Annotated in this window: 24 protein-coding genes; 10 read left to right on the top strand and 14 right to left on the bottom strand. The window is 56.2% G+C overall.

The genetic code is table 11. The annotated features are described in order from the left end of the window. The first annotated feature begins 30 nt into the window (after positions 1-30). Positions 31-1,206, top strand: coding sequence for a nucleoside triphosphate pyrophosphohydrolase family protein (locus AB4X18_RS00745; RefSeq protein ID WP_370399013.1), 1,176 nt, complete (start codon positions 31-33; stop codon positions 1,204-1,206). Continuing rightward, positions 1,203-1,889, top strand: a complete 687-nt coding sequence (locus AB4X18_RS00740; RefSeq protein ID WP_370399012.1) for a uracil-DNA glycosylase — start codon at positions 1,203-1,205, stop codon at positions 1,887-1,889. The genes AB4X18_RS00745 and AB4X18_RS00740 overlap by 4 nt, the downstream gene beginning before the upstream one ends. Here AB4X18_RS00740 and AB4X18_RS00735 read toward each other — a convergent pair. The 8 genes from AB4X18_RS00735 to AB4X18_RS00700 all read right to left on the bottom strand — a co-directional run bounded on the left by AB4X18_RS00735 (position 1,886) and on the right by AB4X18_RS00700 (position 9,425). Next, the gene (locus AB4X18_RS00735) at positions 1,886-2,662 is read right to left on the bottom strand and encodes a hypothetical protein (protein WP_370399011.1); all 777 of its coding nucleotides are present in this window, start codon (positions 2,660-2,662) and stop codon (positions 1,886-1,888) included. The genes AB4X18_RS00740 and AB4X18_RS00735 overlap by 4 nt on opposite strands. Continuing rightward, positions 2,634-3,317: a C1 family peptidase gene (locus AB4X18_RS00730; protein WP_370399010.1), complete on the bottom strand. Its 684-nt coding sequence runs from the start codon at positions 3,315-3,317 to the stop codon at positions 2,634-2,636. Before AB4X18_RS00730 ends, AB4X18_RS00735 begins: the two co-directional genes overlap by 29 nt. Continuing rightward, the gene (locus AB4X18_RS00725; protein WP_370399009.1) at positions 3,318-4,334 is read right to left on the bottom strand and encodes an ImmA/IrrE family metallo-endopeptidase; all 1,017 of its coding nucleotides are present in this window, start codon (positions 4,332-4,334) and stop codon (positions 3,318-3,320) included. A 3-nt stretch (positions 4,335-4,337) separates the two neighbouring features. Then, positions 4,338-4,715, bottom strand: a complete 378-nt coding sequence (locus tag AB4X18_RS00720) for a helix-turn-helix domain-containing protein (protein ID WP_370399008.1) — start codon at positions 4,713-4,715, stop codon at positions 4,338-4,340. Then, on the bottom strand, positions 4,712-5,050 hold the full coding sequence (locus AB4X18_RS00715) for a hypothetical protein (protein WP_370399007.1): 339 nt from the start codon (positions 5,048-5,050) through the stop codon (positions 4,712-4,714). Before AB4X18_RS00715 ends, AB4X18_RS00720 begins: the two co-directional genes overlap by 4 nt. Before the next feature lie 446 nt (positions 5,051-5,496). Further along, positions 5,497-6,525, bottom strand: coding sequence for a DUF3800 domain-containing protein (locus AB4X18_RS00710; RefSeq protein ID WP_370399006.1), 1,029 nt, complete (start codon positions 6,523-6,525; stop codon positions 5,497-5,499). Positions 6,526-6,547: 22 nt separating this feature from the next. Continuing rightward, positions 6,548-7,741: a replication initiation protein RepC gene (gene repC, locus AB4X18_RS00705; RefSeq protein WP_370399005.1), complete on the bottom strand. Its 1,194-nt coding sequence runs from the start codon at positions 7,739-7,741 to the stop codon at positions 6,548-6,550. Between the two features lie 856 nt (positions 7,742-8,597). Next, complete coding sequence (locus tag AB4X18_RS00700; RefSeq protein ID WP_432816590.1) at positions 8,598-9,425, bottom strand: hypothetical protein; 828 nt, start codon at positions 9,423-9,425, stop codon at positions 8,598-8,600. Between the two features lie 287 nt (positions 9,426-9,712). Here AB4X18_RS00700 and AB4X18_RS00695 point away from each other — a divergent pair, with 287 nt between their 5' ends. Then, the gene (locus AB4X18_RS00695) at positions 9,713-10,375 is read left to right on the top strand and encodes a L,D-transpeptidase (protein WP_370399003.1); all 663 of its coding nucleotides are present in this window, start codon (positions 9,713-9,715) and stop codon (positions 10,373-10,375) included. Positions 10,376-10,413: 38 nt separating this feature from the next. Here the strand turns inward: AB4X18_RS00695 and AB4X18_RS00690 are convergent, their stop codons facing one another. Next, positions 10,414-10,683, bottom strand: coding sequence for a hypothetical protein (locus AB4X18_RS00690; protein WP_370399002.1), 270 nt, complete (start codon positions 10,681-10,683; stop codon positions 10,414-10,416). 252 nt (positions 10,684-10,935) lie between these two features. Here AB4X18_RS00690 and AB4X18_RS00685 point away from each other — a divergent pair, with 252 nt between their 5' ends. Further along, positions 10,936-13,278, top strand: coding sequence for a heavy metal translocating P-type ATPase (locus tag AB4X18_RS00685; RefSeq protein ID WP_370399001.1), 2,343 nt, complete (start codon positions 10,936-10,938; stop codon positions 13,276-13,278). A 285-nt stretch (positions 13,279-13,563) separates the two neighbouring features. On the opposite strand, the gene AB4X18_RS00680 is transcribed toward AB4X18_RS00685, so the two are convergent. Further along, positions 13,564-13,914, bottom strand: coding sequence for an ArsR/SmtB family transcription factor (locus AB4X18_RS00680; RefSeq protein WP_370399000.1), 351 nt, complete (start codon positions 13,912-13,914; stop codon positions 13,564-13,566). A 56-nt stretch (positions 13,915-13,970) separates the two neighbouring features. On the opposite strand from AB4X18_RS00680, the gene AB4X18_RS00675 reads away from it, so the two are divergent. The 6 genes from AB4X18_RS00675 to AB4X18_RS00650 all read left to right on the top strand — a co-directional run bounded on the left by AB4X18_RS00675 (position 13,971) and on the right by AB4X18_RS00650 (position 19,085). Then, positions 13,971-14,819: a cation transporter gene (locus AB4X18_RS00675; RefSeq protein ID WP_370398999.1), complete on the top strand. Its 849-nt coding sequence runs from the start codon at positions 13,971-13,973 to the stop codon at positions 14,817-14,819. After that, the gene (gene lspA, locus AB4X18_RS00670; RefSeq protein ID WP_370398998.1) at positions 14,816-15,331 is read left to right on the top strand and encodes a signal peptidase II; all 516 of its coding nucleotides are present in this window, start codon (positions 14,816-14,818) and stop codon (positions 15,329-15,331) included. Before AB4X18_RS00675 ends, lspA begins: the two co-directional genes overlap by 4 nt. 30 nt (positions 15,332-15,361) lie before the next feature. After that, on the top strand, positions 15,362-15,883 hold the full coding sequence (locus AB4X18_RS00665) for a TRAP transporter small permease subunit (protein WP_370398997.1): 522 nt from the start codon (positions 15,362-15,364) through the stop codon (positions 15,881-15,883). After that, a complete protein-coding gene (locus AB4X18_RS00660; protein WP_370398996.1) occupies positions 15,873-17,246 on the top strand; it encodes a TRAP transporter large permease in 1,374 nt (457 codons plus the stop codon). Before AB4X18_RS00665 ends, AB4X18_RS00660 begins: the two co-directional genes overlap by 11 nt. 284 nt (positions 17,247-17,530) lie before the next feature. Beyond that, a complete protein-coding gene (locus AB4X18_RS00655) occupies positions 17,531-18,445 on the top strand; it encodes a cation diffusion facilitator family transporter (protein WP_432816589.1) in 915 nt (304 codons plus the stop codon). A gap of 163 nt (positions 18,446-18,608) precedes the next feature. Continuing rightward, positions 18,609-19,085 carry a L,D-transpeptidase family protein gene (locus AB4X18_RS00650; protein WP_370399022.1) on the top strand — a complete coding sequence of 159 codons (477 nt, stop codon included), beginning with the start codon at positions 18,609-18,611 and terminating at the stop codon, positions 19,083-19,085. Positions 19,086-19,117: 32 nt separating this feature from the next. Here AB4X18_RS00650 and phnE read toward each other — a convergent pair whose 3' ends face one another. From phnE to AB4X18_RS00630, 4 genes are read right to left on the bottom strand one after another with little or no spacing between them, the layout of a single operon-like run. Then, positions 19,118-19,876: a phosphonate ABC transporter, permease protein PhnE gene (gene phnE, locus AB4X18_RS00645; protein ID WP_370398993.1), complete on the bottom strand. Its 759-nt coding sequence runs from the start codon at positions 19,874-19,876 to the stop codon at positions 19,118-19,120. After that, positions 19,876-20,658, bottom strand: coding sequence for a phosphonate ABC transporter ATP-binding protein (locus AB4X18_RS00640; protein ID WP_370398992.1), 783 nt, complete (start codon positions 20,656-20,658; stop codon positions 19,876-19,878). Before AB4X18_RS00640 ends, phnE begins: the two co-directional genes overlap by 1 nt. Continuing rightward, positions 20,658-21,530, bottom strand: a complete 873-nt coding sequence (locus AB4X18_RS00635) for a phosphate/phosphite/phosphonate ABC transporter substrate-binding protein (RefSeq protein ID WP_370398991.1) — start codon at positions 21,528-21,530, stop codon at positions 20,658-20,660. The genes AB4X18_RS00640 and AB4X18_RS00635 overlap by 1 nt, the downstream gene beginning before the upstream one ends. Then, complete coding sequence (locus tag AB4X18_RS00630; protein WP_370398990.1) at positions 21,530-23,410, bottom strand: cytochrome c peroxidase; 1,881 nt, start codon at positions 23,408-23,410, stop codon at positions 21,530-21,532. Before AB4X18_RS00630 ends, AB4X18_RS00635 begins: the two co-directional genes overlap by 1 nt. Positions 23,411-23,421 lie beyond the last annotated feature (11 nt).

Raw genomic sequence — 23,421 nt, 5'->3', positions numbered from 1 at the left:
ATTACTTCGCCCATAGATATAGGATACACCATGGCAGATGAGTTTGTACCGCTTTCGGTTCAGCAGTTCTCGCAGGAAGCGCTAGGGACAAACAGAAGTCGCGACGATGGATCACTTAATTTTCCACTCTTAGGGCTGTTCGGCGAAGTCGGAAGCCTCTTGTCGGAAGTGAAGAAGAAACAGCGGGATCATATTTCATTCTTGGCCTATGCCTCTGCAGTGACCGAAGAACTCGGGGACGTTCTGTGGTATTTCAACCTTGTTGCAACAAAGGGTGGGGTTTCTCTAGCCGAGGTAGTGACAAATCTGTCCACGGAAGACGCCGGATGGCTGGCTGCATCGGAGGTGCCGCTAACCTTTGAAGCTCTGCAACCTGCCGTTATTACAACACCGCAGTCACCCTCACAAGCGTTTGAAGCCACGTTGATTGAGCTAGCCGCCACTATTGGTCTTCTGATGGCCGATCATTCCAAAAAAGACATTGGTCAGGATCGCAAACGGCTCGCGCCACATCTCGTGAGGATACTTGATGTTCTGATCCGTGCAGCAAATGAGGCTGGTGTTACGCTGGAAGCCGCCGCGATCAAGAACCAGGCCAAGACGGTCGATCGTTGGCCGATACAAAAAGAGTATCCAGCGCTTTTTGATGAAGAAGCCCCGGTGCAAGAACAACTGCCACGCAACCTGCGGATCGATGTGTTTGAACGCGAAGTCGCTGGCAAACGATATGTTTTTCAAACCTGTAATGGCCTCAATATTGGCGACAGGTTGACAGATAACGCTATGACCCCGGATGACTACCGCTTCCATGATGTTTTCCACTACGCATATGTCGCCGTTTTGGGGTGGTCTCCTGTGACACGTTCGCTTTTCCGGCTTAAGCGCAAAAGCACGCCAGAAATTGACGAAGCCCAAGACGGCGCGCGGGCTACACTTATTGAAGAGGGCGTAGCTACGTGGATCTTCGGACAAGCTGTCAACATGAACTTTTTTGAAGACTTTAAACCCGGCGACCTTCCATTCGACTTACTCAAACAGGTGCGTCAGTTTGTGGCGGGATATGAGGCGGAACACTGCCCAACCTGGCTTTGGGAAAAGGCAATTCTGGAAGGCTACGCAGCGTTCAGATATCTTCGAAAAAATAGACGAGGTACCGTGATCCTTGACATTAAAAACCGTCGTCTAGAGATAGAGCCCCTGCCATGAAGACACCCGCTGAATTTGTTGAAGCTCTCAGTGCCGTAGATCTGCCTGATACTTTTAATCCGTATCGTGACATTTGTTCGATTCACGATGCACCAGATGCGGCACACCAACGCCGCGCCAACCTCCAGCTTTGTTTGGAGGCTGCGCAAGGATCCGGTGCGGATACGATCTGGATTGCACGAGATTTAGGTTATCGTGGGGGACGGCGTACGGGCATCCCATTGACTGACGAAGCACATTTGCATGACGCTGAATCACTCTTTGGTGGCATCGACCTTTTGCGCGCGACGCGGGGACCACTTGTAGCGGAACGAACGGCCACGATCACTTGGAAACAACTTATGTCGGTTGGTCGCCCGGTCATGTTGTGGAACGTCTTTCCATTGCATCCCCATGCGCCCGACGATGCTATGACCAACCGTTGTCACAAGAAGTCTGAACGCGTCGCAACCTGGCCGTTTATGCTCGCATTGCTTGATTTATTGAAGCCAAAAAAACTGGTTGCGATCGGTCGGGACGCAGGGAGTGCATTGGCAGACATCAACGTCAAGGTGTCAATGGTGCGCCACCCAAGTTACGGCGGGCAGGCAGATTTCATTTCAGGCATACAGTCGATCTATGGAACAAGCACCAGCGCGCCTGAGCCAGAAAATGGCGTGCTTCCATTCGCCGAGTTCGCTTAGGCGAGGATACCATCAACTGCATCGACGTTGTCCAAAAGTTGGAGAATGTCAGACCGAGAGGTGGTTCCACCAACACAGGTCTTCGGCTGGTCAATTGTCGCATGCGTTGACAGAATCGTAAGCGGGCCCACTTTAAGGCCTGCCTCGTCTGCGACAAAGGACATGAGTTGACCCAACCCAATGAGGTTTCCCAGAAGTTTCTCGATGTAGTAGTGATTGCGATACATGGCCGTCAAAGACAGAGTTTTTGGTGTGCCGTGCAGAAGCTTGAAACTCAGGAAACTCAGGCACTGGCCACCATATGGAGATCTGCTGAGGTCTCTTGCGGGATCGAACAACGCAAGCTCAAACTTGTTGTTTGATTTCACTGCCGGGTCTCTCATCCGGCTCACGATGTCCCACAATGGGTTGCCCATGGGAGCTCCCGGCCACCTTGTCATCCGTTCAAAATAGTAACCTGACCAGCGTTCACTCTTGCTGACAGTAGGCAGCACTCTGTCATGAAACGCATCGAAGAACTCGGGCGCACCGTGCCGTCGGTAGAGAGCTTGCGGGAATATCGTATTCGAGATGGTTTTTACCGACTTGTCATGACGCTGGAGAAAGTCATCCACAGATGCAACGCGTGCGTCGCTGATTTGCGAGCCAGCGCGGGGATCTTCAATTGTTAAGAGTACGTTGTGCGCTTCATGTCGTGGTTCAGCGTCAACGGCACGGACAGCCTCGCGCCAAGTGGAGATGCAGTCAGGCTGCTGCGGAATTATCAGAGACATGAAGATCCTCCATTAGAACTGCCAGATCATACATGTGGCGCTTAAGATAATTTTCAGTCAACCAACCATAGCCTTGTAAACCCCAGCTTGGTCCCCAACTGTTTCTGATGAGGACAGCGCGCTGTTGTTCGATCAACCCATGCCCAACCGCTACCACTGCATGCCGTGGCACCGGAAATACCTCATCATTCTGAATATTGTCGATCAGGCCTGTCGGTTGTGGTCGAAAGAAGCTGCGCGTCAGCACAGAGAGAACGATTGCCGGTTGCCCGTCGTTTAGTTCGGCACAGATCCGGTCAACATCCTTTCGAGCTTGATCCCCATTGCGTGCAAACACCCGACCTACCGGGTGTGGCGGATGATATGTTGCCATATCTGTTGGAAGCTTCTTCAGGTAAGGCCAACCACTTTCGACAGGCTGGCCAGTATCACGCAATGACGCCAGCATGTCTGTAAGGAACGCTCCCTGTTCGGGCGATCGCCCTGTCCTCTTTTGCGCATGGTAAAATGCATACTCACAAGAAAGCGCATCCCGGCTTCCGCGTAGCGCTGCATGCGCATCGCTCGCTGCAAAAGCGAGACAGGTTGGGCGGGCACCTTGGTCCCGGACTGGACCAAATTGGCTTCTCAAATCAACCAAAATCGAAACGTTCACTCAGGCAGCCTCCAACATGAGCCGCCGCCGACGCTCTGCTCGAGATAGGCCTTCCTCTTCTGGACCTGTAAAATCGAGGTCCATCTCGATGTGTGACAAGCTTTGGGTTTCATCCCAAGGCCGCGTTTCATGCAATATCAAACGACCGCGGAATTCTTCTGGTGGTTGTGCTGTTACCCGGCGGAAACCTGGGTCGCCGACGCTATCTGATTCAAGACTTTCGACTTCGTTACCAACAATTGCAAAGCCACTTTCACGCAACTGCTCGATGTTCCACAAATAGCCGCCGTTGCTGTGCTCTTTCAGCTTCAGTACAAAGAGATCATTTCGACTGCCATCGATGCGCGCGCCAGCATCACGGTCAGTCAACATCCAGACGTCGCCGCGATAGTTGTTGGGTGTATATGCCGCCAGCAAAGCTTCCTTGAGAAAACGGGGTCGGGTTTGCAGCAATTCGCGGGCCTGCTTGTTCGGGATCATTTTATAGCGCACGAGGGTCCAGCACAGTGCCTCATAACTTACACCAAGACGCAAACTGAGCTGATAGACGATGTTCGGGCGGCGCAGGTCTGGCGTTGTCCAATGCTGGCGCTTCATATGAAGCGCCAGCAGCCATTTGGGCATCATGAATGCAACTGCAAAGCCGTCTGCTTCCACTTCCTGCAGGTCTTGACCTGGCTCCGCGTTGATCGGCATCCGCCGAAGGATGTTGTCATCATCCAGACTGGGTTGGTGATCCAAGATACAGTGACCAAGTTCGTGCGCAGCGGTAAAGCGTTGGATACTGAGCGGCCGCTGTGTAGTCACCAGGATACCTGGTGATGGGAAATTCAGAAAAGCACCGAGCAATCCATCGAGAGGGCGCAACAACAACGGAACATCGAGTTCGTGGATTGCAGCAAAGATATTCACCGCACCACCGGTCTTCTCAATCTGCTGTCGCAAACCTAAGCTCCGCTGGATTCTCCCGGCCGCTTGTGCGCCAGCCCGCACGGCAAGATCGTAACTCGTTGCCATTGCCTAATCCGACTCTGTCGTTGAGCGCGAACGGAGATACTCCGCAAAGCGCCCTAGCTCATCGCGGTCTTTACGCGATAGATCAGCAGCACGTCGGGCGAGGTGTGCGACATCGAAGGGTAGGGCAGTAGCTGAATCGTCTTCACCGATAAAATAGGCAACCGGCTGGCGATACAATTTTGCCAGTCGGTTCAGCTCAAGAGCCTCAACACGGCGATTGCCGGCTTCGATCTCCGACAGAGCCGTCCGCTGTATTTTCAGGTATTGAGCAACTTCCTCCTGTTTCAAGCCCAGATATCTACGCGCTTCCTTCAGCCTTTCACCAAGCTGCCGACGTGCCTCTTGGTCATCATCATTGTCATCTCGTTTTGCCACGCTCATGCAGAGACTCCCTGTTTCTTTTGCCATTGCTGTTCTAAGCGTGGCATCAAGTGATCCAACGCTTCTTGCACAGAATTGTAGCCACCCGTGCGAACCGTCGCATCTTTGGGTGCGAACCCAAGGATGGGTTCAACGGCACAAAGCAGTTCGACAACAACCAGAGAGTCCATCGGCACAGGCGCCACGGCGGCAACACCTGGTTGGGATGGCAAAGAGATTCCATTGATGTCGGCTTCAACCTCTGCTGCAGCCATCAGCTCAGATCGCAACACGCTTTCAAGCTCTTGCGTTGGAAATGAAGTCTGTTTCGTCTTCGTGTCTGAAAGTACAGCCATGGCTCGCGTCCGATAAACTATCATTCACCACAGTATAATGTTGGATTTTCCAACATGCAAGACCTTAAGCTCATGAATCCCGCGATCGAGTTAAGTCACGGTCCGACCACAATGCGCTGATATGTTGTGAAACATTGGCTATCTCAGATGTAAGTTGGCCCCCTCGCTAGATGAGGTTTTGTAGGTAACTGACGTTTGCGAAGCCTTCTTGGGCGAAGATCGTCACCCGAATGGGCGGAGACTTTGGGCTCCGGTCGGCCTGGCCGACGAGAGCTGATCGCCGCAGGCGGCGCCCCCTAGTACCCTGAAAAGGGATAATAAATCGAAACAAGAAAGGTCGAAATCTCACGTTCCCAATCGGTTTTCTCACCTGACGATCTGGACAAAACACCTCACAGATGCTACATAGACATCGGAGGCTTTGCTGGCGACGGCATTGCCTTTTTCTATTTGTGGGCTGCGGCTCTGAGATCATTGATGATCTTGAACCCATAATTTGTGTACCCGCCGGGCGTATGCTGCGTGAATCGCAACCGCATAACTTTCCGGGACAAGGCATCCAACTCAGCACGGTGGGGCGCATTCATGCCCTTCAACCGCACCCCCCAACTCAAAATATAGGCGATGAGGTCGGCAACCTGAACCATTGTCGTAAGGTCGCTGTGAACAAAAAACGGCTCGGGGATGATAAGCCGCGATCGAGTCTGACCTTTCTTCGTCTTCAAGAAGTATTCGGCAACCTGATTGAGAAGAATATGGCTCGCGCTTTTGTCCAGCTCGTCAAAAACGACGTATCCCATCGGATCCTCATCGAAGCCGTTCAGAAAGTAGAAGAACCGTTCAAAGAGATAGGCGTAATCCTTGCGCAACATCCCGCCAGCGGGGCGGGGCGCTGCTTGCGGCACAATTGAAGCAAAGGCTCTGGCGCCAGCTTTCTGCGAAAGATCCAACGCGCGTTCAACATAGGCGAGTTTCGCCTGGGCCAGCGCGGTCAACCGGTCACGGCTGACCGCGGTGCCGTCCTGCAAAATCTCGCAGGCAAGTGTTCTGCGTTGATCTGGTGGGAAGGGCGGCATCTGCGCGGCATGCGTGAAGACCTTTTTCTTGAGTAGCTTTTGCGCTTTCGCCTCGCTGCCATAGGCTTCAAAGAGCCGAAGGCCAAAAATCTCCTCTTGTGCGTCAGACAACTCGCGGATCAATCGCCAGAGTGCGCGATCTTCGATCGCGATGCCCGCGAGAACTTCGTAGGGAGACTGGCGCTGATCTTGTCCGGACTCGTCGATGAATAAAGCCCAACTCAAAACAGAACCTTCCTGATCATTTGAAACCCGACAGTGCCACGGTGTTTGACCGTTTGAAAGCCGCGGACCCAAAAGACCGTGGTCTTGGGGGCTTCTCTGGTCGATGTGGTGCCCATCAGCCCAGGTATTTGGGTACGAGCTCGACGACAGAGACCCAATAATCGCGGAAAACATCGTGTTTGCTTGCCAAAACAGGTCACAGGCCACGTCTCCGATGCAGCCCGATCAAGCTCCCGATAATGTTGAGCTTGCCACGATTGTGCGCTTTGATCATACCGCGCAGCGCTCCCCCAGGATTGCGGACTGGATTGACGGCATGGTCTCGGTTCGCGTCAAGCAACAGGATACAAATGGCTGCCTTTGTACGTCCCATGCGGTCGCAAGCGGCCGCCCAGGCGGTGATGTTGATCCCAAGATGCGGCACCCGCGCCGCCGCGGCTTCGACCAAAGCATATTCTGGTCGTTCGCCACCGCGTGCTTCCATCTCCATTTGGAATTCCTCGCTTGCCAAGGAGATCGCATGCGACAGTCCGTAGTAGCCCGAAAATAGCCCTTGAAGTGCTTCGGTCTCCGCCTGAAGCTGTTTTTCTCTGCAATCGTCGGGGCCGTTAGGCTCCGACATAATTAATTTAGAATGCGCGGGCTTGCCCGCGCTCCGCTTATCTACGTGTGCGTTACATTCTTCAGAATGAATCTGGTTAATGTCCTCTTGTATATAGGACCGGAAGGTTTCTTCCGGTTCACAGGAGGAATCACTATGGTTTTCTATCCATTCCACCAATGTTGTGCACAGGCTAGTGGCATCATCGAGGTGCTGCGACAACTGCGCTTCGCCCAAAGAGAGGAGCGTATCTGTGCGCGGCCAGGTGGTTCGTTCTTGGATCATAGCTTGGACGTCGGCTGATGATTGATCGTCTTCCGAGAGACGTGCAAGTTCATCGCGGAAGGTTGCCAGACGCACGCTTCGCAGGGCCTTGAGCTGCTTCATGCGTTCAAACTGCGCCTTTCTGGCTTCTCGAATGTCCAGAAACTCTGTGAACCTCTCGATAAGAGGCGTCAGAACCAGTCCTAAGCCGGCGCTGCCGTAGCGACTGCCATTGGCAAGCGTGCGGCGCTGAATGAGCCCATGCTTTTGCAGGCTCTTTTCATGTGATCGCAATTGGCGTGTCGAGATCCTTAGGCGCTGTGCGAAGGTCTCCTGGCGCCCATAGAAAATGGGCTCCTTCTCCGGATCGACCCAAGCGTCCTGATCAGTGCTGCCGATCATACGCGTCAAGATGTCAGTCAAACGTGTGCTGAGGCCGATGTCACGGCCCACGTCAGCGACCAGCGCGATAACATCACGCCGGGAATAGCCCTGTGGAAGGGCGGGGTGAGGTTGTGTCCTCATTGTTGTCACTCCTTGTCTCTGCTCGATGGACAAGGCGGCGACAGGCAAAACTTCATTGTTCGCACAAATGCGTTTTTTCTTGCCTGCATGAATCAGGGGGTGCTATGGTGATCGTGTTCTAGGCGATCTCAGAGTTGGCGCTCTGATTTCATAGCTCCCCGGAAGGTTCACCGCCTTGCGGGGTTTTGCTTTTCTAGGGTTCAGTTTCTCCTTCGAAGTATCGGCAGAAAGATGCTGCCGGGTTGTTTGGGTTTGCACCCAGGGTTGGTCCAACGTGGTTTCGGTGGGCCAATCCAAGATGCACTTCGCCTGTTCGCACAAATGCGTTTTTTCTTGATCGAGCTGATTGGGAGGTGCTAGAACTACAACTAGATAATGGATTGTCTGGGAAGTTGGCGCTTCCTGGTTCTTGAACCCCCCCCGTTAAGGTCACCGCCTTGCGGGGGTTTCGCTTTCTGGATGTCTCGAATCTCCTTCGATTCTGTTTCGATCTTTGCTCAGCATACAACACCTCGGCCTCTGCGTGAGAGGTTTGTCTAGGTCTTGCGTCTGGGGCTAATTCTTGTGGTTTCGTCAAGAGTTAGGCCAAGATGCAATGGGACTGGTCGCACGGATGCGTTTTTTACTTGTCTGATCGCTGTCTTGGGTGATAAAACCGAGCTTAAGTTATAGAGCCTCTTCGGGATTGCCGTCCCTAGGTCTTATCAAACCCCCCGCATGGTTGCCGCCTTGCGGGGGTTTGCTTTTTTAGCTGCTCGCTTGCCGCCCCCTTTCGATTCTTGTTTTGTCCCACAGGCATACTATTTATAGGTGCCTGCCGTAAATACGGTTTTGTTGCGGACGGACATCACAATATCTAGTAGTTCACCTGCTCGAAGCCGTAGTTGCCTTCATAGTCGCGCCACTCAACGAATACCGACCGGTGAAAAATGCTCGGGCAGGTGCTGCCGAACCCCGCTGTGCCCACATGGGCAGCGGGTAGGGCGGCAACTGAGCTTCTTGTCCAACGAAAGTCACCTTGGGTGCCATAGGTGCCAAGCCGGATGTTCTGCGTGCGGTTACAATCACCGTCGCGACCGGATTCATGTTGCCGCACATAGCTCGCATCGAAGACTCGGATCGAACGAACGAAGTTGAACTCCGACCCACTGATGTCAATGTCAGCACGATCTTGCACAAGCTGCATTGTGAAGCCCTCGGGCAATGGTGCCGCGTTGCCGCCGGTCATACGAACGACAGCGGGTTGCGGCACCATCGCGTCCGCGAGTGTGGGCGCTTGAAAAGTCGGGGCAGGGGCTCCGGCCAGCCGACCATCTGAGCCGGTGACCGGATTGCCTGCTTCTTCCACAGGGAAGGATTGCAGCGGTGCAGACTGATCGAGCTCAAGAAGGATTTCGTAAATCCGCTCGCTGGTCAGTGTGTCCGGGTCTACCGTGTATGCTGCACCCATGGGGCAACGCCAGATTTGCAGCGGCGGCTCTACGGGCCAGGGTGTGATACGGCGGATGAATTCGGCACGGGCTCTGGTGCAAGGGACAGATGCGGGCCACCCACCCGAAAGACACAGAAGGATTGCGCAGTCGATTTGGTAGGATTGAGCTGCGGCACGTTGCGGGGCAGCGGTAAATGTGGCGGCTGTCAGCGCGGCCACGACCAAGGCAGAGATTCTGAGGTTTTTCATCATTTGGCCTCCTGAAGGGCACACGGCAAAAAATGCGCTACAATACCGCATTATTGGCAAATTAATACAGTATTGGCAATTTCTTTGTTTGAAGGCAGTTGACACATGGCAGGCGCGCGCCGTTGTTGCGGCGAGGTCGTACATTTCGGCACAGCAAGCCAGGTTCCATACACATGCTCGTGTGCTGACGTTTTTGCCTTGAACCTCTAGTAGGTGTAGGTTGTAAGAATTACGAACTATAGGGGGCTTTGTGCATGCCTCTTGAACACTAAGATGGAGACGAGTTCAGTATGTTGACACGACGGCATTTTATCGCAACTGGAGCAGCCCTATTTTCAGCGCCCATTTCAAATCCTGTCTTCGCCAATACTTGGCCTACTGCATCGCAAAAGGCGGCTTGGGATGCGCAAGTGACGCCCGCGAGTTTCGATCTTGAGACTTCCAATCCTTGGGGCGTTCAGCCGCGTTTCCTGCCGCGACGGGTCGAAGCAAGGGCTGGTTTGACGCCCGGTGACATTCATGTCGATGCAGTGGCGCGATACCTCTACCACATCGAAGAGGGTGGAACGGCGATGCGTTACGGCGTCGCGATTGCCCGTGGCAACCTCTATGAGCCAGGGACATACACAATCCGCCGTAAAGTCGAGTGGCCGCATTGGACACCAACCAAATCGATGATTGAACGTAATCCGGAATACGCGGAGTTCGAAAACGGCCAGGAACCAGGTCCAAGGAATGCACTTGGGTCACGCGCACTCTATCTCTTTGTCGGCCAGCGCGACACGTATCTGCGCATTCACGGCACACCGCAAGCGCGGTCAATTGGTGGACGTGCGAGCTCGGGATGTGTCCGAATGGTCATGGCGCATATCAACGAGCTTTATCCCAGGGTCACAATTGGCTCGACCGCATTTTTGTACTCCGCTGAAGACAGCGTCACAGCACGCAGCTAGTTCTCAGCTTAGCGGTTAGGCCCGTTCAGCCGCCAAGGCTACGCGGTCGGCTTGACGCAGATCGGATTGCCGCGAGTTGTTCTGAGCGGCAAGAGGGTCGTCTCGACCGGCCCGGAATGCATGTACCAATAGCAGTTGTCTTCCGGGCGCAAGCGCGCAGTTGCCAGATCCTGGTTCGGAGCCGCTAGAGATGCGACCTGTTCCGGGAGGGGCGGTAGGGACCGCGAGCCTTGTGAATTTGACACAGTATCTGAGCAGGCCCCAAGCGCCAAAACGAAAAAGAGAAGAGATGCGCTCCGCATGTACATAAATTGACTGTCCCGCTAGTTTAGATTTTCAGATGCATCTTTCTCGCATCCGGCGGCATGTGGTGCAATGCAAAGGCAGGGTCATAGGCGAATCTCCTGAGAAAAGTGGCCGAAACTCAATAGTTTCGACCCAAATCTTCACCTGTCGCATCATGAACGGTGCGACTGTCTTACCGTGGGAACTTTTCTCTTGAACCTCTAGTTGCTGTAGGGCGTATGTACTTTTCACCATAGCGAATCTGAGGACATTTCATGCCACATGACGGGATTCCAACCGCTCAAAATCATTCACATGCAACAAAGGGTGACAGCGGAAGCTGCTGCGGAGGAGAGGCCATTAAGCCAACGCAGGTGGCAGCCTCGGATGGCCGCAGTTTTCATGTCAGCGGATTGGATTGCGCCGAAGAGGTTTCGATCCTGAACCGAGTCGTGGGTCCCGAAGTTGGTGGCCAAGAGTATCTTGCGTTTGATGTAATCAATGCACGAATGACAGTCCGAGACGGCGGAGCGAACCTCTCTTCGGACAAGATCCTTGAACTGGTTGCGACTACCGGGATGACGGCCAAACCCTGGGATGCCAAAGACGCCAGCGCGGATCAGGCCGCTCATCTGAAAAAACAAAAGCTGTTCACGATGCTCAGTGGCGGCTTTTGGGCGGCGGGTTTTCTTTACCACCTTGTCGAAACTGGGATTGGCGGCGCGATAGGTATCTTCTCCGGTCATGGCGAATCCGCGATGCCCCTGGTTGAAGCCGCGTTGTTTGCCGCTGCAATACTGTTTGGCGTCTGGCTTGTCGCACCCAAGGCATGGTCGTCGGCGCGTCGGTTTTCTCCGGATATGAACCTGTTGATGGTGGTGGCTGTGGCCGGTGCCATCGGGCTTGGCGAGTTTTTCGAGGCCGCAACAGTGGCGTTTTTCTTTTCACTCTCACTCTATCTTGAAAGCTGGAGCGTAGGGCGCGCACGCAATGCCGTGTCTGCGCTTCTCGATCTCGCACCCCCAACAGCCCGGGTACTTTATGATGATGGCTCTGAAGCCGACGTTCCGGCTGCGGCCGTAGCTGTTGGTGCGCGGTTCGTCGTGCGAGGTGGCGACCGAATTCCGCTGGATGGAGAAGTTGTTGATGGAGCAGGGGCCGTCGACCAGGCGCCAATCACGGGCGAGAGTGCATTGGTGCCAAAGGAGACAGGCGATGATGTTTATGCTGGCAGCATCAATGGCGAGGGCACTTTGACTGTGCGGGCAACGAAAGCCGCCTCCGACACCGTCTTGTCCAAGATTATCCGCATGGTGGGCGATGCACATTCCCGCCGCGCCGAGGTCGAACAATGGGTGACAAAGTTCGCCCGAATCTACACACCGGTTGTGATGGTGCTCGCCATTGTCATTGCCTTGGTGCCCCCGCTTTTCGCGGGCGGCGATTGGGGTTTCTGGTTCTACAACGCACTGGTTCTTCTGGTTATTGCCTGTCCTTGTGCCTTGGTGATCTCGACTCCAGTCTCAATCGTCGCCTCGCTTGCCGCCTCGGCGCGCAATGGTGTGCTGATCAAGGGCGGGGCATATGTCGAAGCGCCCGGTCGCACCACAGCATTGGCCATGGACAAGACCGGCACGATTACGATGGGAGAACCGGAAGTCGCTGCGGTTTATCCAATTGGCGAGACTTCCAAACGCGATCTACTGATGCGCGCGGCCGCGCTTGAAGCGCGGTCATCACACCCGCTCGCACGGGCGATCCTTAGCCGGGCGGAGCAGGACGGGATGCAAATCGTTGCCGCCGAAAACACGCGGACGGTGCCTGGGCGGGGTCTTGAGGGCCATTTGGACGGTCAATCTATCTGGTTGGGCTCGGATCGATTTGCGGAGGAAAAGGGTCTTGGTACGGCGATTCCAGCAGAGTTGCGCGACGCGATCGAGGGGTCCGGAAGCACATTGGTGGCCATCGGCGATGCTACCGGGGTCAACGGAGTGCTAGAACTGCGTGACCGGATCCGGCCCGATGCCAAGGGGATCGTTGCCCGTCTACATGCGCAGGGGGTCAAGAAGATTGTGATGCTCACCGGCGACAACGCAGCTACGGCACGGGCGGTGGCCGTTGAAGTCGGCATAGACGAGGTGCGTGCCGAACTTCTGCCTGAAGACAAGGTCGCAGCGGTCGAGGAGCTGGTGGCAATCCACGACACTGTGGCAATGATCGGGGATGGCGTGAACGACGCCCCGGCAATGGCGCGCGCGCATTACGGGATCGCCATGGGGGCCGTGGGGTCGGATGCTGCGATTGAAACAGCCGATATTGCGCTGATGACCGATGACATTGGCAAGGTTCCCTGGCTGATTGGTCATTCCCGCAGGACCATGTCGATCATCAAACAGAACATCGGACTGTCCCTTGCGACCAAGGCCGTATTCGTGGTGGCAACAGCGTTCGGCATGGCCTCAATGTGGGGCGCGATCGCCGCCGATGTCGGCGTATCTCTTCTCGTCGTCGCTAATGCACTGCGGCTACTGCAAGCGCGGGAGAACGACGCCGGGCCGCGTGGTGGAAAACAAATTGGAACCACTATGGCTAAGGGCGCGCTGGCGCACGGTCACTAGCAATGTGACTGGCAAGAACCTGTGGGAGGGGCGGCTCGCGACTTATCGATTTGATTGACCGCTGGGTGTCGACTATTGTCCCTCGGTCAATGGTGCGCTGACCAACCAAAACGGCCATTGGTCCAACCGCAGCGAAAGTTCGTTCGACCCCACACCACTGACCTTGTCGTAACCACAATCGCCAAGGGCAAAAACCTGCCAATATCTCGAAAGTGTTGCCGGGGTTTTTGTCCAGATTAGGCAATTGATCTTGCATCAGCAGGGCATGGCAGCAGAAACGACCGCTTATGTTCCGCGATAATTGTCACAGGCCTCTATACCCTCCGCGACCGCATCGAGAAGGGTGTCCACGTCATTCAAGAGAGCTTTGATGCGCGGGCTGCTGATACGGTAGCGGATGAAACGTCCGTCACGGTCGCTGGCGACAAGCCCACAATCCAGAAGACACCGGAGATGGTTGGAGACATTTGGTTGCGATAACTTCGTACAAGTCACAATCTCATGAACGGCCAACGGCGCATCGCATAAGGCGTCGAGAATCGCGAGGCGGCTTGGGTCCGCAAAACCGCGAAACAGCTTCGCTCTTCGCTCAATAACGGTTGTCCCACTATTGCAGCAGGCGACAATTTGATCCATATCATTACTCACTGATATATTATCTCTTTTCCCACTTTAGCAGGAGGACTGCGATCATGGCCAACGCAGAAAGCGCGAAAGCAGATATCCCATCCTTCCGTTACCGCGTTTCCGGCATGGATTGCGCCAAGGATGCCGCCCAGATCGAGCGGGCGGCGCAATCTGCAGGTGTCGCGCCTGACGCGGTGAAAGTGTCTACCGCATCGCACATAATGACTTTGACAGCTCCCGAAGCGCGCTTGCCGGAGATCGAAAAAGCCGTTGAGACAACAGGGTATGGGTTTGACCGTATCGAGAGCGACGAGGATATTCAGCAAGGTGCGGCCCATCAGGACCCGGCCTACCGACGCGCGCTCTGGATCGTCGTAATCCTGAACGTTGGTTATGGTGTCATCGAGATGGTCGGTGGGTTCATCTCCGGATCGCAGGCTGTGAAGGCCGATGCGCTCGATTTCATCGGCGACGGCGCAATCACCTTCCTCGGCCTGTTGGCCATCGGCTGGAGCCTCGCTTGGCGAGCGCGGTCGGCCCTGATCCAGGGCATCTTCCTCGGCCTGCTTGGCCTTGGCGTCTTTGGCATGACCATCATGCGAGCATTCGAGCCGACAACGCCAGACGCTACTCTGATGGGGCTTTTGGGTCTGATTGCTCTTGTGATCAATGTCATCTCCGTGCTGCCATTGCTGCGGTACCGCAAGGGCGACGCAAACATGCGGGCTGTCTGGCTGTTCTCGCGCAACGACGCCATCGGCAACGCCGCAGTCGTTATCGCCGCTGGGCTGGTGGTTTGGCTGGGCAGCGCCTGGCCCGACCTTATCGTAGCCTTCGGGATCGCGGGTCTTTTCCTGCATTCTTCCTGGGCGATTATCCGTGACGCGCGGGCCGATCTGAAGGCGGCGGCATGAACAGCCGGATCCTTGGCGGTCTTTGCACCATCGCTGCGTTTGGTCTTGATCAGGGCACCAAGGCTCTTGCCCTGAACAACCCCGCGATTGAGAACGGGGTCGAGGTTCTGCCCTTCCTCAATCTTGTGCGGGTTCTGAACGATGGAGTCAGTTTTGGCATGCTCGGCGGGGTCGTGCCCTGGTGGGGTCTGATCGCACTTGCTGCCGTGATCGTGGCATGGCTGCTGATCTGGCTGTGGAAGACTCCAGACAGGCTGACGGCTACTGCTCTCGGTTTGATCATCGGCGGTGCGCTCGGCAATGTCTTCGACCGGCTGCGGTATCAGGCCGTCCCTGACTTTCTCGACTTCCATTACGGGTCATACCACTGGCCGTCCTTCAACTTCGCTGACGTGGCGATCTTTTGTGGGGCAGCACTGCTATTCTGGGACGGCTTTCGTGCGTCGAAAGACCGGCTGGAAAATCGGGAACAAGACCATCGCAAGGGAGATGTCACAGGGGATAGCAGCTAACAGGCAAAGCACTTTGGGAGGGGACTAGGCTTGAGATTTTTGGATTGGATTGACCTTGGCATTCGCGGCATCGGCGTCGTGACTGCATGGCTGACCGTTGTTTCGATTGCCGCTTATGGAGCGCTTCAGATGCTGGATCGCAAGCTACAACTTGGCGTGTCAGGCTATTTGCCGGACCTGTCCACGTCTCTACTGTTCATCCTGATTTTCTTGACCTTTGGGTATACCTATCTGCGCGACGGTCACGTGCGCGTTGATGTTCTTCGCAGACATTGGTCCGCCCGCCGCATTGCTTGGATCGAACTGATTGGCGGCCTTTTTGTACTTCTGCCGCTCGCCGGCATCCTGACCTACTACGGATGGGACGGTTTGATGCGCACCACGAAATACGCGGAAACCCAGTTGTGGGCACAACGCATTGCCGGGGTCATCGGCCCCATCTTGCTGGCTCTTGCCGGGATGATCGTAGCCCTTCGCAACATCGCCTTTCTGACTGGGAAACGCGCACAGGGTGCACCGGAACAATCCGGCGGACTGCACAATGATGAATGAGGTCCTCACGGTTGCCATGCTTGTCGTGATGGCCATCGGGGTCTTCAGCGGCTTTCCGGTGGCCCTGGTCCTCGCAGGTACAGGCTTTTTGGGGTTTGTGGCCGCGGTCTGGGTGGGGATCACGGATTTTCAGCATCTGGGGCTGATCTATCTGCGGGCCCGCGGTGTACTGACCAATGAATCCGTCCAATTCACAAGCGTTCCGATGCTGATTTTTCTGGGCCTGATCCTGAATGCCAGCGGAGTTGCCGAAACCATGTTTCGCTTGCTGGGGCGTCTTCTGACGGGCGTTCCGGGTCGCTACGCCGTTGCAACCCTGCTGATCGGCCTCGTGCTCGCCCCGGCCGCCGGAGTTATCGGCGCATCGGTCATCACCGTGGCGCTGGTGGCCTATGCCCCGATGATGGCTTCTGGCTACGCTCCGCGAACTGCGGGTGCCGCTGTCGCGGCCTCTGGGGCACTCGGTGTCGTGTTCCCGCCAGCGGTGATGCTGTTCTTCATCTCGAACGTGTTCTATCTGCGCATTGGGTTGATGTATGTGGCCCTCATTGTGCCCGTTCTTCTGATGGTCATGGCCTTCGCGATCTACTTTGCCGTCACCTTGCGAAAAACCATCGAAGTCCCCTTGGACGCACCGAAAACCAATCTTGTGTCAGACCTTTTGTTCGTGCTCACGTCTGTCGCGGTTATCGCATCCATTCCGCTCAGCATTATTCTTGGCTTTGCAACACTCACAGAGGCGGCTGGCGTAGGGGTTTTCGGCGCGCTGTTGGTCGCGCTGGTGCGAAAGCGCTTGTCTTTCTCATCGTTGAATTCTGTCACGGTGCAGACAAGCACGATGACGTCGATGGTCTTCTTCATCGTATTGGGCGCATCGGTATTCTCGCTCAGTTTCCACCTGGTCGGTGGACCGGAAGTCATCTTCGAGTGGATATCCGCATTCGATCTCACCCGGTGGGAACTGTTGGCGATCCTCCTTGGCGTGATCATCATACTTGGGTTTGTTTTTGACTGGATCGAGGTGCTGCTGGTCTTTGTACCCGTACTGATGCCGATTATTTCAGAGCTCGACTTCGCAGATCACGTCGGCTCTGCCTACTTTGCGCAGATCTGGATCGCGGGCCTGATTGCGTTGGCCTTGCAAACGTCCTTCCTGACGCCTCCTTTCGGCTATGCCCTGTTTTTTGCTAAGATGGCGGCACCGAAGGGTATCAACCTATCCGATATCTATCGCGGAGCGGTACCTCTTGTTGCCATTGAGATTGTATTGATCGTGGCGCTGATCTCGTTTCCTCAGCTTATCACTTGGCTGCCTGAGATGGCCCTTGGGACCGCAGATATGCCGCAGCTGATCCAGCGGTGACAGATGTTGCATACTTTGGGTATCGGCTGTGATTGATCCTATTGGGAGCGAAATTGCTTGAACCTCTAGTTGCTAGAGGTTGTAGCATGTGTGTTGAGCTGTGGAGGAGCTAGACTTGCGATAGCAATCTCGCCTGTTTCAAAGATCTTCTGATCGTGTCCTAGAGAGAGTGACAAGAGAAGTAGAGCGTCTCCTGCGTTGCAAGAAGAGCATCGACGCAAGGAGATCAGCGGCAGTATTTTTGGTCGAGCAGAGTGCTCGGCCGCACAAGGTTTGGCCGGTACATGAAGAGCGATAAGCAAATCGAAGTGTTCGCGGGCGTCGCCAGTTGTCAGAGGCAAGCGCGATGGAACAAGTGGTTGTACTTGCCGATTGCTTTGGCGTTGTCTATCGGCAGCCTTTTTTCTGGAAGCCTTGCCCTTATTGCCATCGCATTGCTCTACGCTTCGGACGTGGTCGAGTTGTTGATGAGTTCAGCGGCAACTAGGCTGACACGACGTCAGGAAGAGGACCGCGTTGTCCTAGGATATGGGCGATTGGAAATTGCGACAGAGTTGGCGAATTGTGTTGCTGTGGTACTGCTATCCGCTTCGGTCATTTACCACGGCGTTATGCGCCTAAATTCCCCTCATCTGGCGCAAGGCTGGATCATAGTGGTGCTCGTCTCTGTCTTGATAGGGATTGAGTTACTGGTGTTCTCGAAACCGGCACCAACATCGTGGCGCCGACGGAAAATCGGCACATCACCGCCCCTATGGTCAGACCGTTTAGCGTTCTTGCTGCCGGTTCTCGCTGGCGGCGTAGCCGTTCTGTTGTTTGGTTCCGGACGAACTGACACGATTATTGCAGCTTTATTGTCCGGCACGCTTCTTTGGTTCGCCCTCCGCGGTATTGGAGAGGCACTTAGATCGTCGCTGCTTGGAGCGCCATCAAACCTGGATGCGGCGGATGTTATGCAACAAATAATGTCCGTAGAAGGGGTGCAAGATATTCATCATCTGCACTTCTGGCGGCTCCCGGAACAGAGACTGGCCATCGACGCTCATGTCGTTGTCGCAGTACCGAATTGGCCTAAAGCCGAAGCCATCAGGGATCACATCGAAGCAATTCTAATCCATAAGTTCGGAGTAGAACACAGCACCCTCGAGATGGAAACGCCGGACAGGGAGCTGGATTCTTGTCATGTTTATGGCAGTTGAGATTGTCGACATTCATGCACCTCTGCAGCATTTGGAAGGATTTTCGCTCGCTCGCAGTGGTTGATCCAAAATCAACTTTTTTATACTCTTTCCTCAACCAAATAGTCCGAAAAAGGGGCATCGAGCAGTGAAGATTGGCAGACTTACGAGACGTTTTTTTATCTTGGGTGGCGTGGCGGCCTTTCTCTCGGGATGCGCAAGCAAGTTCCGCTCTTACACAGGGCCAGAAGTGACGCGGGTGCGCCTATACAAGTCGGAGAGGCTGCTGGTGCTCGATGGCGCGGACGGAGTGCTCAAAACGTACCCTGTCGGCCTTGGCTTTGCGCCGGATGGACACAAACAATTCGAGGGCGATGGCCGCACGCCTGAGGGTGCGTACACCATCGACCGCCGCAATCCGAACAGCCTGTTTCATCTGTCTGTCGGCATCTCCTATCCGAACGAGGCGGACGTTGCCTTTGCTGAGGCGCAGGGCAAGTCGCCCGGCGGCGACATATTCATCCATGGAGGCCCCCGAAAGGGTATCGATCCGGTGAACAAGCAAGATTGGACAGCTGGATGTATCTCAGTCACTGATCGGCAAGTCGAAGAGGTCTATGCAATGGTTCGCGATGGGACACCGATTGATATTTATGCCTAGCAGTTCCTCGGACTCACCGGAGTTCAACAGGATCAGGCAAATCGGCGGCGCAGCGCAACATTGATCCCTTCAATGGCGACCACCATGATGACCACAGCAATCGTCACACTCGCCGCCTTGTCGTATTGGAAAGAGCGCACATAGGTCTGAATGTAGAATCCGATTCCACCTGCACCGACGATACCCAGGATCAGCGACTCGCGCAGGTTCAACTCAAAACGAAAAATCGTGTCGCGTGCCACAACAGGCGCCATTTGCGGCCAGATTGCATGGCGCAGCCGCAGCAGGGGCCCGGCTCCGGCGCTTTCCAAAGCGGCGATCGGGGCGCGGGACACACCGTCGATCGCTTCCGCATAAAATTTCGCCAGCATGCCCGTCGCGTGGAAGGCAACTGCAATGATGCCCGGTAAAGGCCCCAGCCCGACCGCACCCACCATCAACATAGCCACCAGGATCAGCGGGATCGCGCGAACAAATGCCAGAACAGTGCGGACAGGCCGGTGCACTGTTGACGAGACCATCGTCTCGGAGGCGAGGATGCCAAGCGGAACGGAAAGGATTACCGCACCGACAGTGCCGAGGATCGCGATCCGCAACGTCTCGGCGCTCCCTTTCCAGATCTCGTCCATGACGGTTGGATCCGGTGGGAACATGCGTCCAAAGAAATCCGCAATGCGTGGACCTGCAGACAGCAGTCGGGACAGTTCGACATCGGTGGTAACCAGCGACCACACAACCACACCGGCAACCAATATCCCGGCCCAGAACCCACCCTGATCACGCGATCGCATCAGCTTACGACCTTGAGCCGCGCGCCGGATGCCGGGTCTGTGTCGTCGTAAAGCGCGGAGGTCGCATCATCCGTCAGATCGCGTGTCGCAACATCGAAGACGACCCGACCGTTGCGCATCCCGATGATACGGTCAGCAAAGCGCCGCGCCAGTTCCGGTTGATGCGATGAGAACACTGTCGTTGCCCCGCGTGCCTGGGCGGCGCTGGTGAGAAGTGTCAGGATGTCCGCCGCCCGGGACGGATCAAGGTTGCTGACCGGCTCGTCCGCCAGGATCAGCTGAGGCTCTTGTGCGAGACAACGGGCAATTGCCACCCGCTGTCGCTGACCGCCGCTGAGCGAGTCGACACGCCGTTCGGCAAGGTCCGCGATGCCACAGTCGGCGAGTGCCGATCGGGCGATTTGCATGTCAGACTTCGACACATTGCCGAGCAGCGCGCGCCAGCCTGGCATCCGACCCAACCTGCCGTTCAATACGTTGCGCATCACTGTCGATCGTTCGACAAGCGCAAATTCTTGAAAGATGAAACCTGTATCAGCGCGCTTTTCCAACGGTAGAGGTCGATTGGGTTCGAACGGCGTGCCCGAGACAGAGACCCGCCCCTGCCAATTGCGCAGCCGCCCATCCAGCAGCGTCAAAAGCGTAGTCTTTCCGGCTCCGGAAGGACCGAGAAGGGCGACGCATTCTCCGGCTGCGATGTTCAGGGAAACCTGATCGATGGCGCGCGGCTCTGCGCCGTGATGGCCGAAGCTCAGATCGTCAATGTGAATGGCATTCTGCATCATAGCAATCCGTAGCGTTTGGCCATGTTCCGTACGCCGTCAAACACCGAAGGATCGGCTTTCACATAGCCATCTGGGCCGTAGAGGTAGCGGAGTTTATCGCGGTGTTCGGGCATATTGAGATTCATCATGGCGGCGACAAAGCTCTCGCGAAGCCCCGCGTCCAGTGCGGGGCGGGCGATGACGACGTGGCTTGGAATGGCATCGCTTTCCGCGATCCACGTAACCTGCGATTGCTGCTCGGGAGTGAGAAGAAGGTCGGCGTATTGGCTTGCCCCGGCCGCATCGACCAGACCTTCCGCCATCGCCTGCATCGCCTGTTGATAGCCACCGGCAAAGAAGATGCGGCCAAAGAAAACCTCTGCCGCATCCGGGCTGGACACCAGGCCCGCGCGCTCGAACTCGGCCAGGGGGTACATGTATCCCGATTCCGAAATCGGGTCGGCAAAGGCGATGTCGCGACCTTCCAGATCGGCCAGCGATTTGAAGCCGCTGTCACGGCGCACAAAGACACGGCCCGTATAACTGGGCGCATCACGGTAGACCTCTGACAAGAGCGGGATGGCACCGATTTCCCTTTCGGCCAGAACGAAGGGTAGGGCACCCATAAAGGAAATATCGGCATCGCCATTGCGCAATGCTTCGACGGCCGCCGCGTGGTCGATGGTCACGAACCCCTCGACCAGCACGCCGATTTCAGAGGATAGCCAAGCTGTGATCGCCTCGATATCGCCCAGAAGTTTGTCGGGGTTTTCCTGTGGGATGAAGGCCAGGCGCAACGGGCCGGACTGCGCCAACGCGGGAATTGACTGCGAGACCAGACCGGCTCCCGCGAGGACAAGAAGGTGACGGCGGTTCAAGCGAGATATCATCAGAACGCCCCTTCTTCGATGGCGGCGGCATCCGTCTTGAACAGGGTCCAACTCGCTTCCGCGGCCGCCCAGTCTTCTGCTCGAACGGCTGTGCCCACCTCCGCCAGGCGCTCGGCCAGTCCGTAGACCTCGGGCCGCGCCGAAAGATTGGCCATCGTACCTGCATCGGCGGCCAGATCGGCGGCAACCGTATCGGTCAGGAGCAGGATATGTTGCGCATCCCGTTTTGGCAGAAGCGTGTCGAGCGTCGAGGCAAAGGTGGTGAGTTCTGCGAAAGCCAATCGGAAGGGCGTGTTCGCGGTATCGAATGCCTCATAGGGCGCATCCGCTGCGCCGACCGTTTCCAGATAGGCGGTCAAGTCCGAGCGCTCGGCATCGGTCAGGCCAAGGTTCTTCGTCTCGTCGAACCAATCCACCACGCTTGCCAGCGTCGGCAGAGAGCCGTCATGGAAATATGGTGCCGTGTAGACGGTGCCAAGCAATGTTGGCGTGTCGAGGGCGCCCGCATGTGAACCTTGGTAAGCCGCCGCCACCGATCCGATGTCGTGCGATTTGCGATCAAGAAAGTTGCCGGATGGCGTATGGCAGCTGGCACAGGATTGGGTGCCCATCCCGGCAAAGGGGCGGTTGAATACCTCTTCACCACGCCGCGCCGCATCCGGCGCCTTGTCCGTCAACTGGCCATCGCCGGTCAGCATGGAATTGGGCAGAAAGTCGAACTCGGTCATGTAGGCGACCAGCGCGTCCAGCATGAAAGGTGTGGGCTCTGCGCCAGCGAATTCGTTGACGATCACGTTGCGCGAGAAATCCCGCAGCGACGCAAACCGGCCATCGCGGCCGTACGGCCCGGTAAACCGCAGCCCGCGCAGGCTTGGAATATCGATCGGATCGTCGCGGCGGTCGTTGAACATCGGGTTGAAGAACGCGCCGTCCACGTCGACCGCACCAGGCTGGTGACTGGCACCGGGGATGAAAAACCGTTGATTGATGTCCGAGCGGTTGTGACAGGTCGAACAGGCGATGCCCAGATCGCGGGCCGGGCCGCCGAAGATCTCGGCACTGTCGAACAGCATATCGCCGTAGGCGATCAGCGGCAGGTCGGTTTCGTCGATCCCTTGTTCTTCGAAATTGAGTACGAGAAGTGGCAGGGGGTCCTGATCGAAGATGTCTGAGCCGGGGGGCAGGGCGGCGGGCAATTCAACCGGCTGCCCGGTTCGGGCGATCGTCTCCGGCACCGCATTCAGCGTCTGGCGCAAGGTAAGATCCGCAACGAGGTAGTTTTCTGCCAGGTAGGCTGAAATCACCGCGCGCGCGGTGGTCATTGCGTCGCTATCCTGTTCCTTGGCACCGGCACCGAGCACGCCCGCCGAGCCTGTGGCATTGTTGAGTTCCAACCACGCCCGACCCAATGTCCGGGCCGCATCAGGGTCCGCGGCTTTGATATGGTCAGCGAACGCGCGGTAGAGCTCCTTGGCAGTTGCCACTGCCCGTTGCGATACCGCCGGGTTGTCTGCAGCAGTGGCCGCGTCCAGCTCTTCTTCGATTCTCAGCGCAATGAGGCGGGTGGCCGCCACATGAACGGCATGCCGATCCTGCCAGCCGATAGCGTCGGTCAAGTCACCGACATCAACGGCGCTTTCTCGGTCCAACCAGGCAAGTGCTCCGAGGCGATACTCCGAGCCATGATAGGGCTCGGACCAGGCTTGCTCCACCTTATCCCACGGGACCGGCGCGAGATTGCCCAGAAACAGCGTCAACCGATAGGCTGCCGCTTCGGGCAGCCAGGGGGCTTCCTTGGCTGGTGTTGCAAAGGACGGACCCGTCACCGCCAAAGAGGTGACAATCACGAACAGGATCACGCGCAGGACGTGCTGGATCACAGATGGCTCCT

The organism is Sulfitobacter rhodophyticola, from assembly GCF_041281685.2.
Taxonomy (GTDB): Bacteria; Pseudomonadota; Alphaproteobacteria; order Rhodobacterales; family Rhodobacteraceae; genus Sulfitobacter.
The sequence above is the reverse complement of the archived record's forward strand: the minus strand, read 5'-3'. Positions and strand labels throughout refer to the sequence as shown.

Coding starts and splice junctions, on each gene's coding strand:
- AB4X18_RS00745 (WP_370399013.1), top strand. CDS start 31: ATGGCAGATGAGTTTGTACCGCTTTCGGTTCAGCAGTTCTCGCAGGAA.
- AB4X18_RS00740 (WP_370399012.1), top strand. CDS start 1,203: ATGAAGACACCCGCTGAATTTGTTGAAGCTCTCAGTGCCGTAGATCTG.
- AB4X18_RS00735 (WP_370399011.1), bottom strand. CDS start 2,662: ATGTCTCTGATAATTCCGCAGCAGCCTGACTGCATCTCCACTTGGCGC.
- AB4X18_RS00725 (WP_370399009.1), bottom strand. CDS start 4,334: ATGGCAACGAGTTACGATCTTGCCGTGCGGGCTGGCGCACAAGCGGCC.
- AB4X18_RS00720 (WP_370399008.1), bottom strand. CDS start 4,715: ATGAGCGTGGCAAAACGAGATGACAATGATGATGACCAAGAGGCACGT.
- AB4X18_RS00715 (WP_370399007.1), bottom strand. CDS start 5,050: ATGGCTGTACTTTCAGACACGAAGACGAAACAGACTTCATTTCCAACG.
- AB4X18_RS00710 (WP_370399006.1), bottom strand. CDS start 6,525: ATGTTTTCCGCGATTATTGGGTCTCTGTCGTCGAGCTCGTACCCAAAT.
- repC (WP_370399005.1), bottom strand. CDS start 7,741: ATGAGGACACAACCTCACCCCGCCCTTCCACAGGGCTATTCCCGGCGT.
- AB4X18_RS00700 (WP_432816590.1), bottom strand. CDS start 9,425: ATGATGAAAAACCTCAGAATCTCTGCCTTGGTCGTGGCCGCGCTGACA.
- AB4X18_RS00695 (WP_370399003.1), top strand. CDS start 9,713: ATGTTGACACGACGGCATTTTATCGCAACTGGAGCAGCCCTATTTTCA.
- AB4X18_RS00690 (WP_370399002.1), bottom strand. CDS start 10,683: ATGTACATGCGGAGCGCATCTCTTCTCTTTTTCGTTTTGGCGCTTGGG.
- AB4X18_RS00685 (WP_370399001.1), top strand. CDS start 10,936: ATGCCACATGACGGGATTCCAACCGCTCAAAATCATTCACATGCAACA.
- AB4X18_RS00680 (WP_370399000.1), bottom strand. CDS start 13,914: ATGGATCAAATTGTCGCCTGCTGCAATAGTGGGACAACCGTTATTGAG.
- AB4X18_RS00675 (WP_370398999.1), top strand. CDS start 13,971: ATGGCCAACGCAGAAAGCGCGAAAGCAGATATCCCATCCTTCCGTTAC.
- lspA (WP_370398998.1), top strand. CDS start 14,816: ATGAACAGCCGGATCCTTGGCGGTCTTTGCACCATCGCTGCGTTTGGT.
- AB4X18_RS00660 (WP_370398996.1), top strand. CDS start 15,873: ATGATGAATGAGGTCCTCACGGTTGCCATGCTTGTCGTGATGGCCATC.
- AB4X18_RS00655 (WP_432816589.1), top strand. CDS start 17,531: ATGAAGAGCGATAAGCAAATCGAAGTGTTCGCGGGCGTCGCCAGTTGT.
- phnE (WP_370398993.1), bottom strand. CDS start 19,876: ATGCGATCGCGTGATCAGGGTGGGTTCTGGGCCGGGATATTGGTTGCC.
- AB4X18_RS00640 (WP_370398992.1), bottom strand. CDS start 20,658: ATGCAGAATGCCATTCACATTGACGATCTGAGCTTCGGCCATCACGGC.
- AB4X18_RS00635 (WP_370398991.1), bottom strand. CDS start 21,530: ATGATATCTCGCTTGAACCGCCGTCACCTTCTTGTCCTCGCGGGAGCC.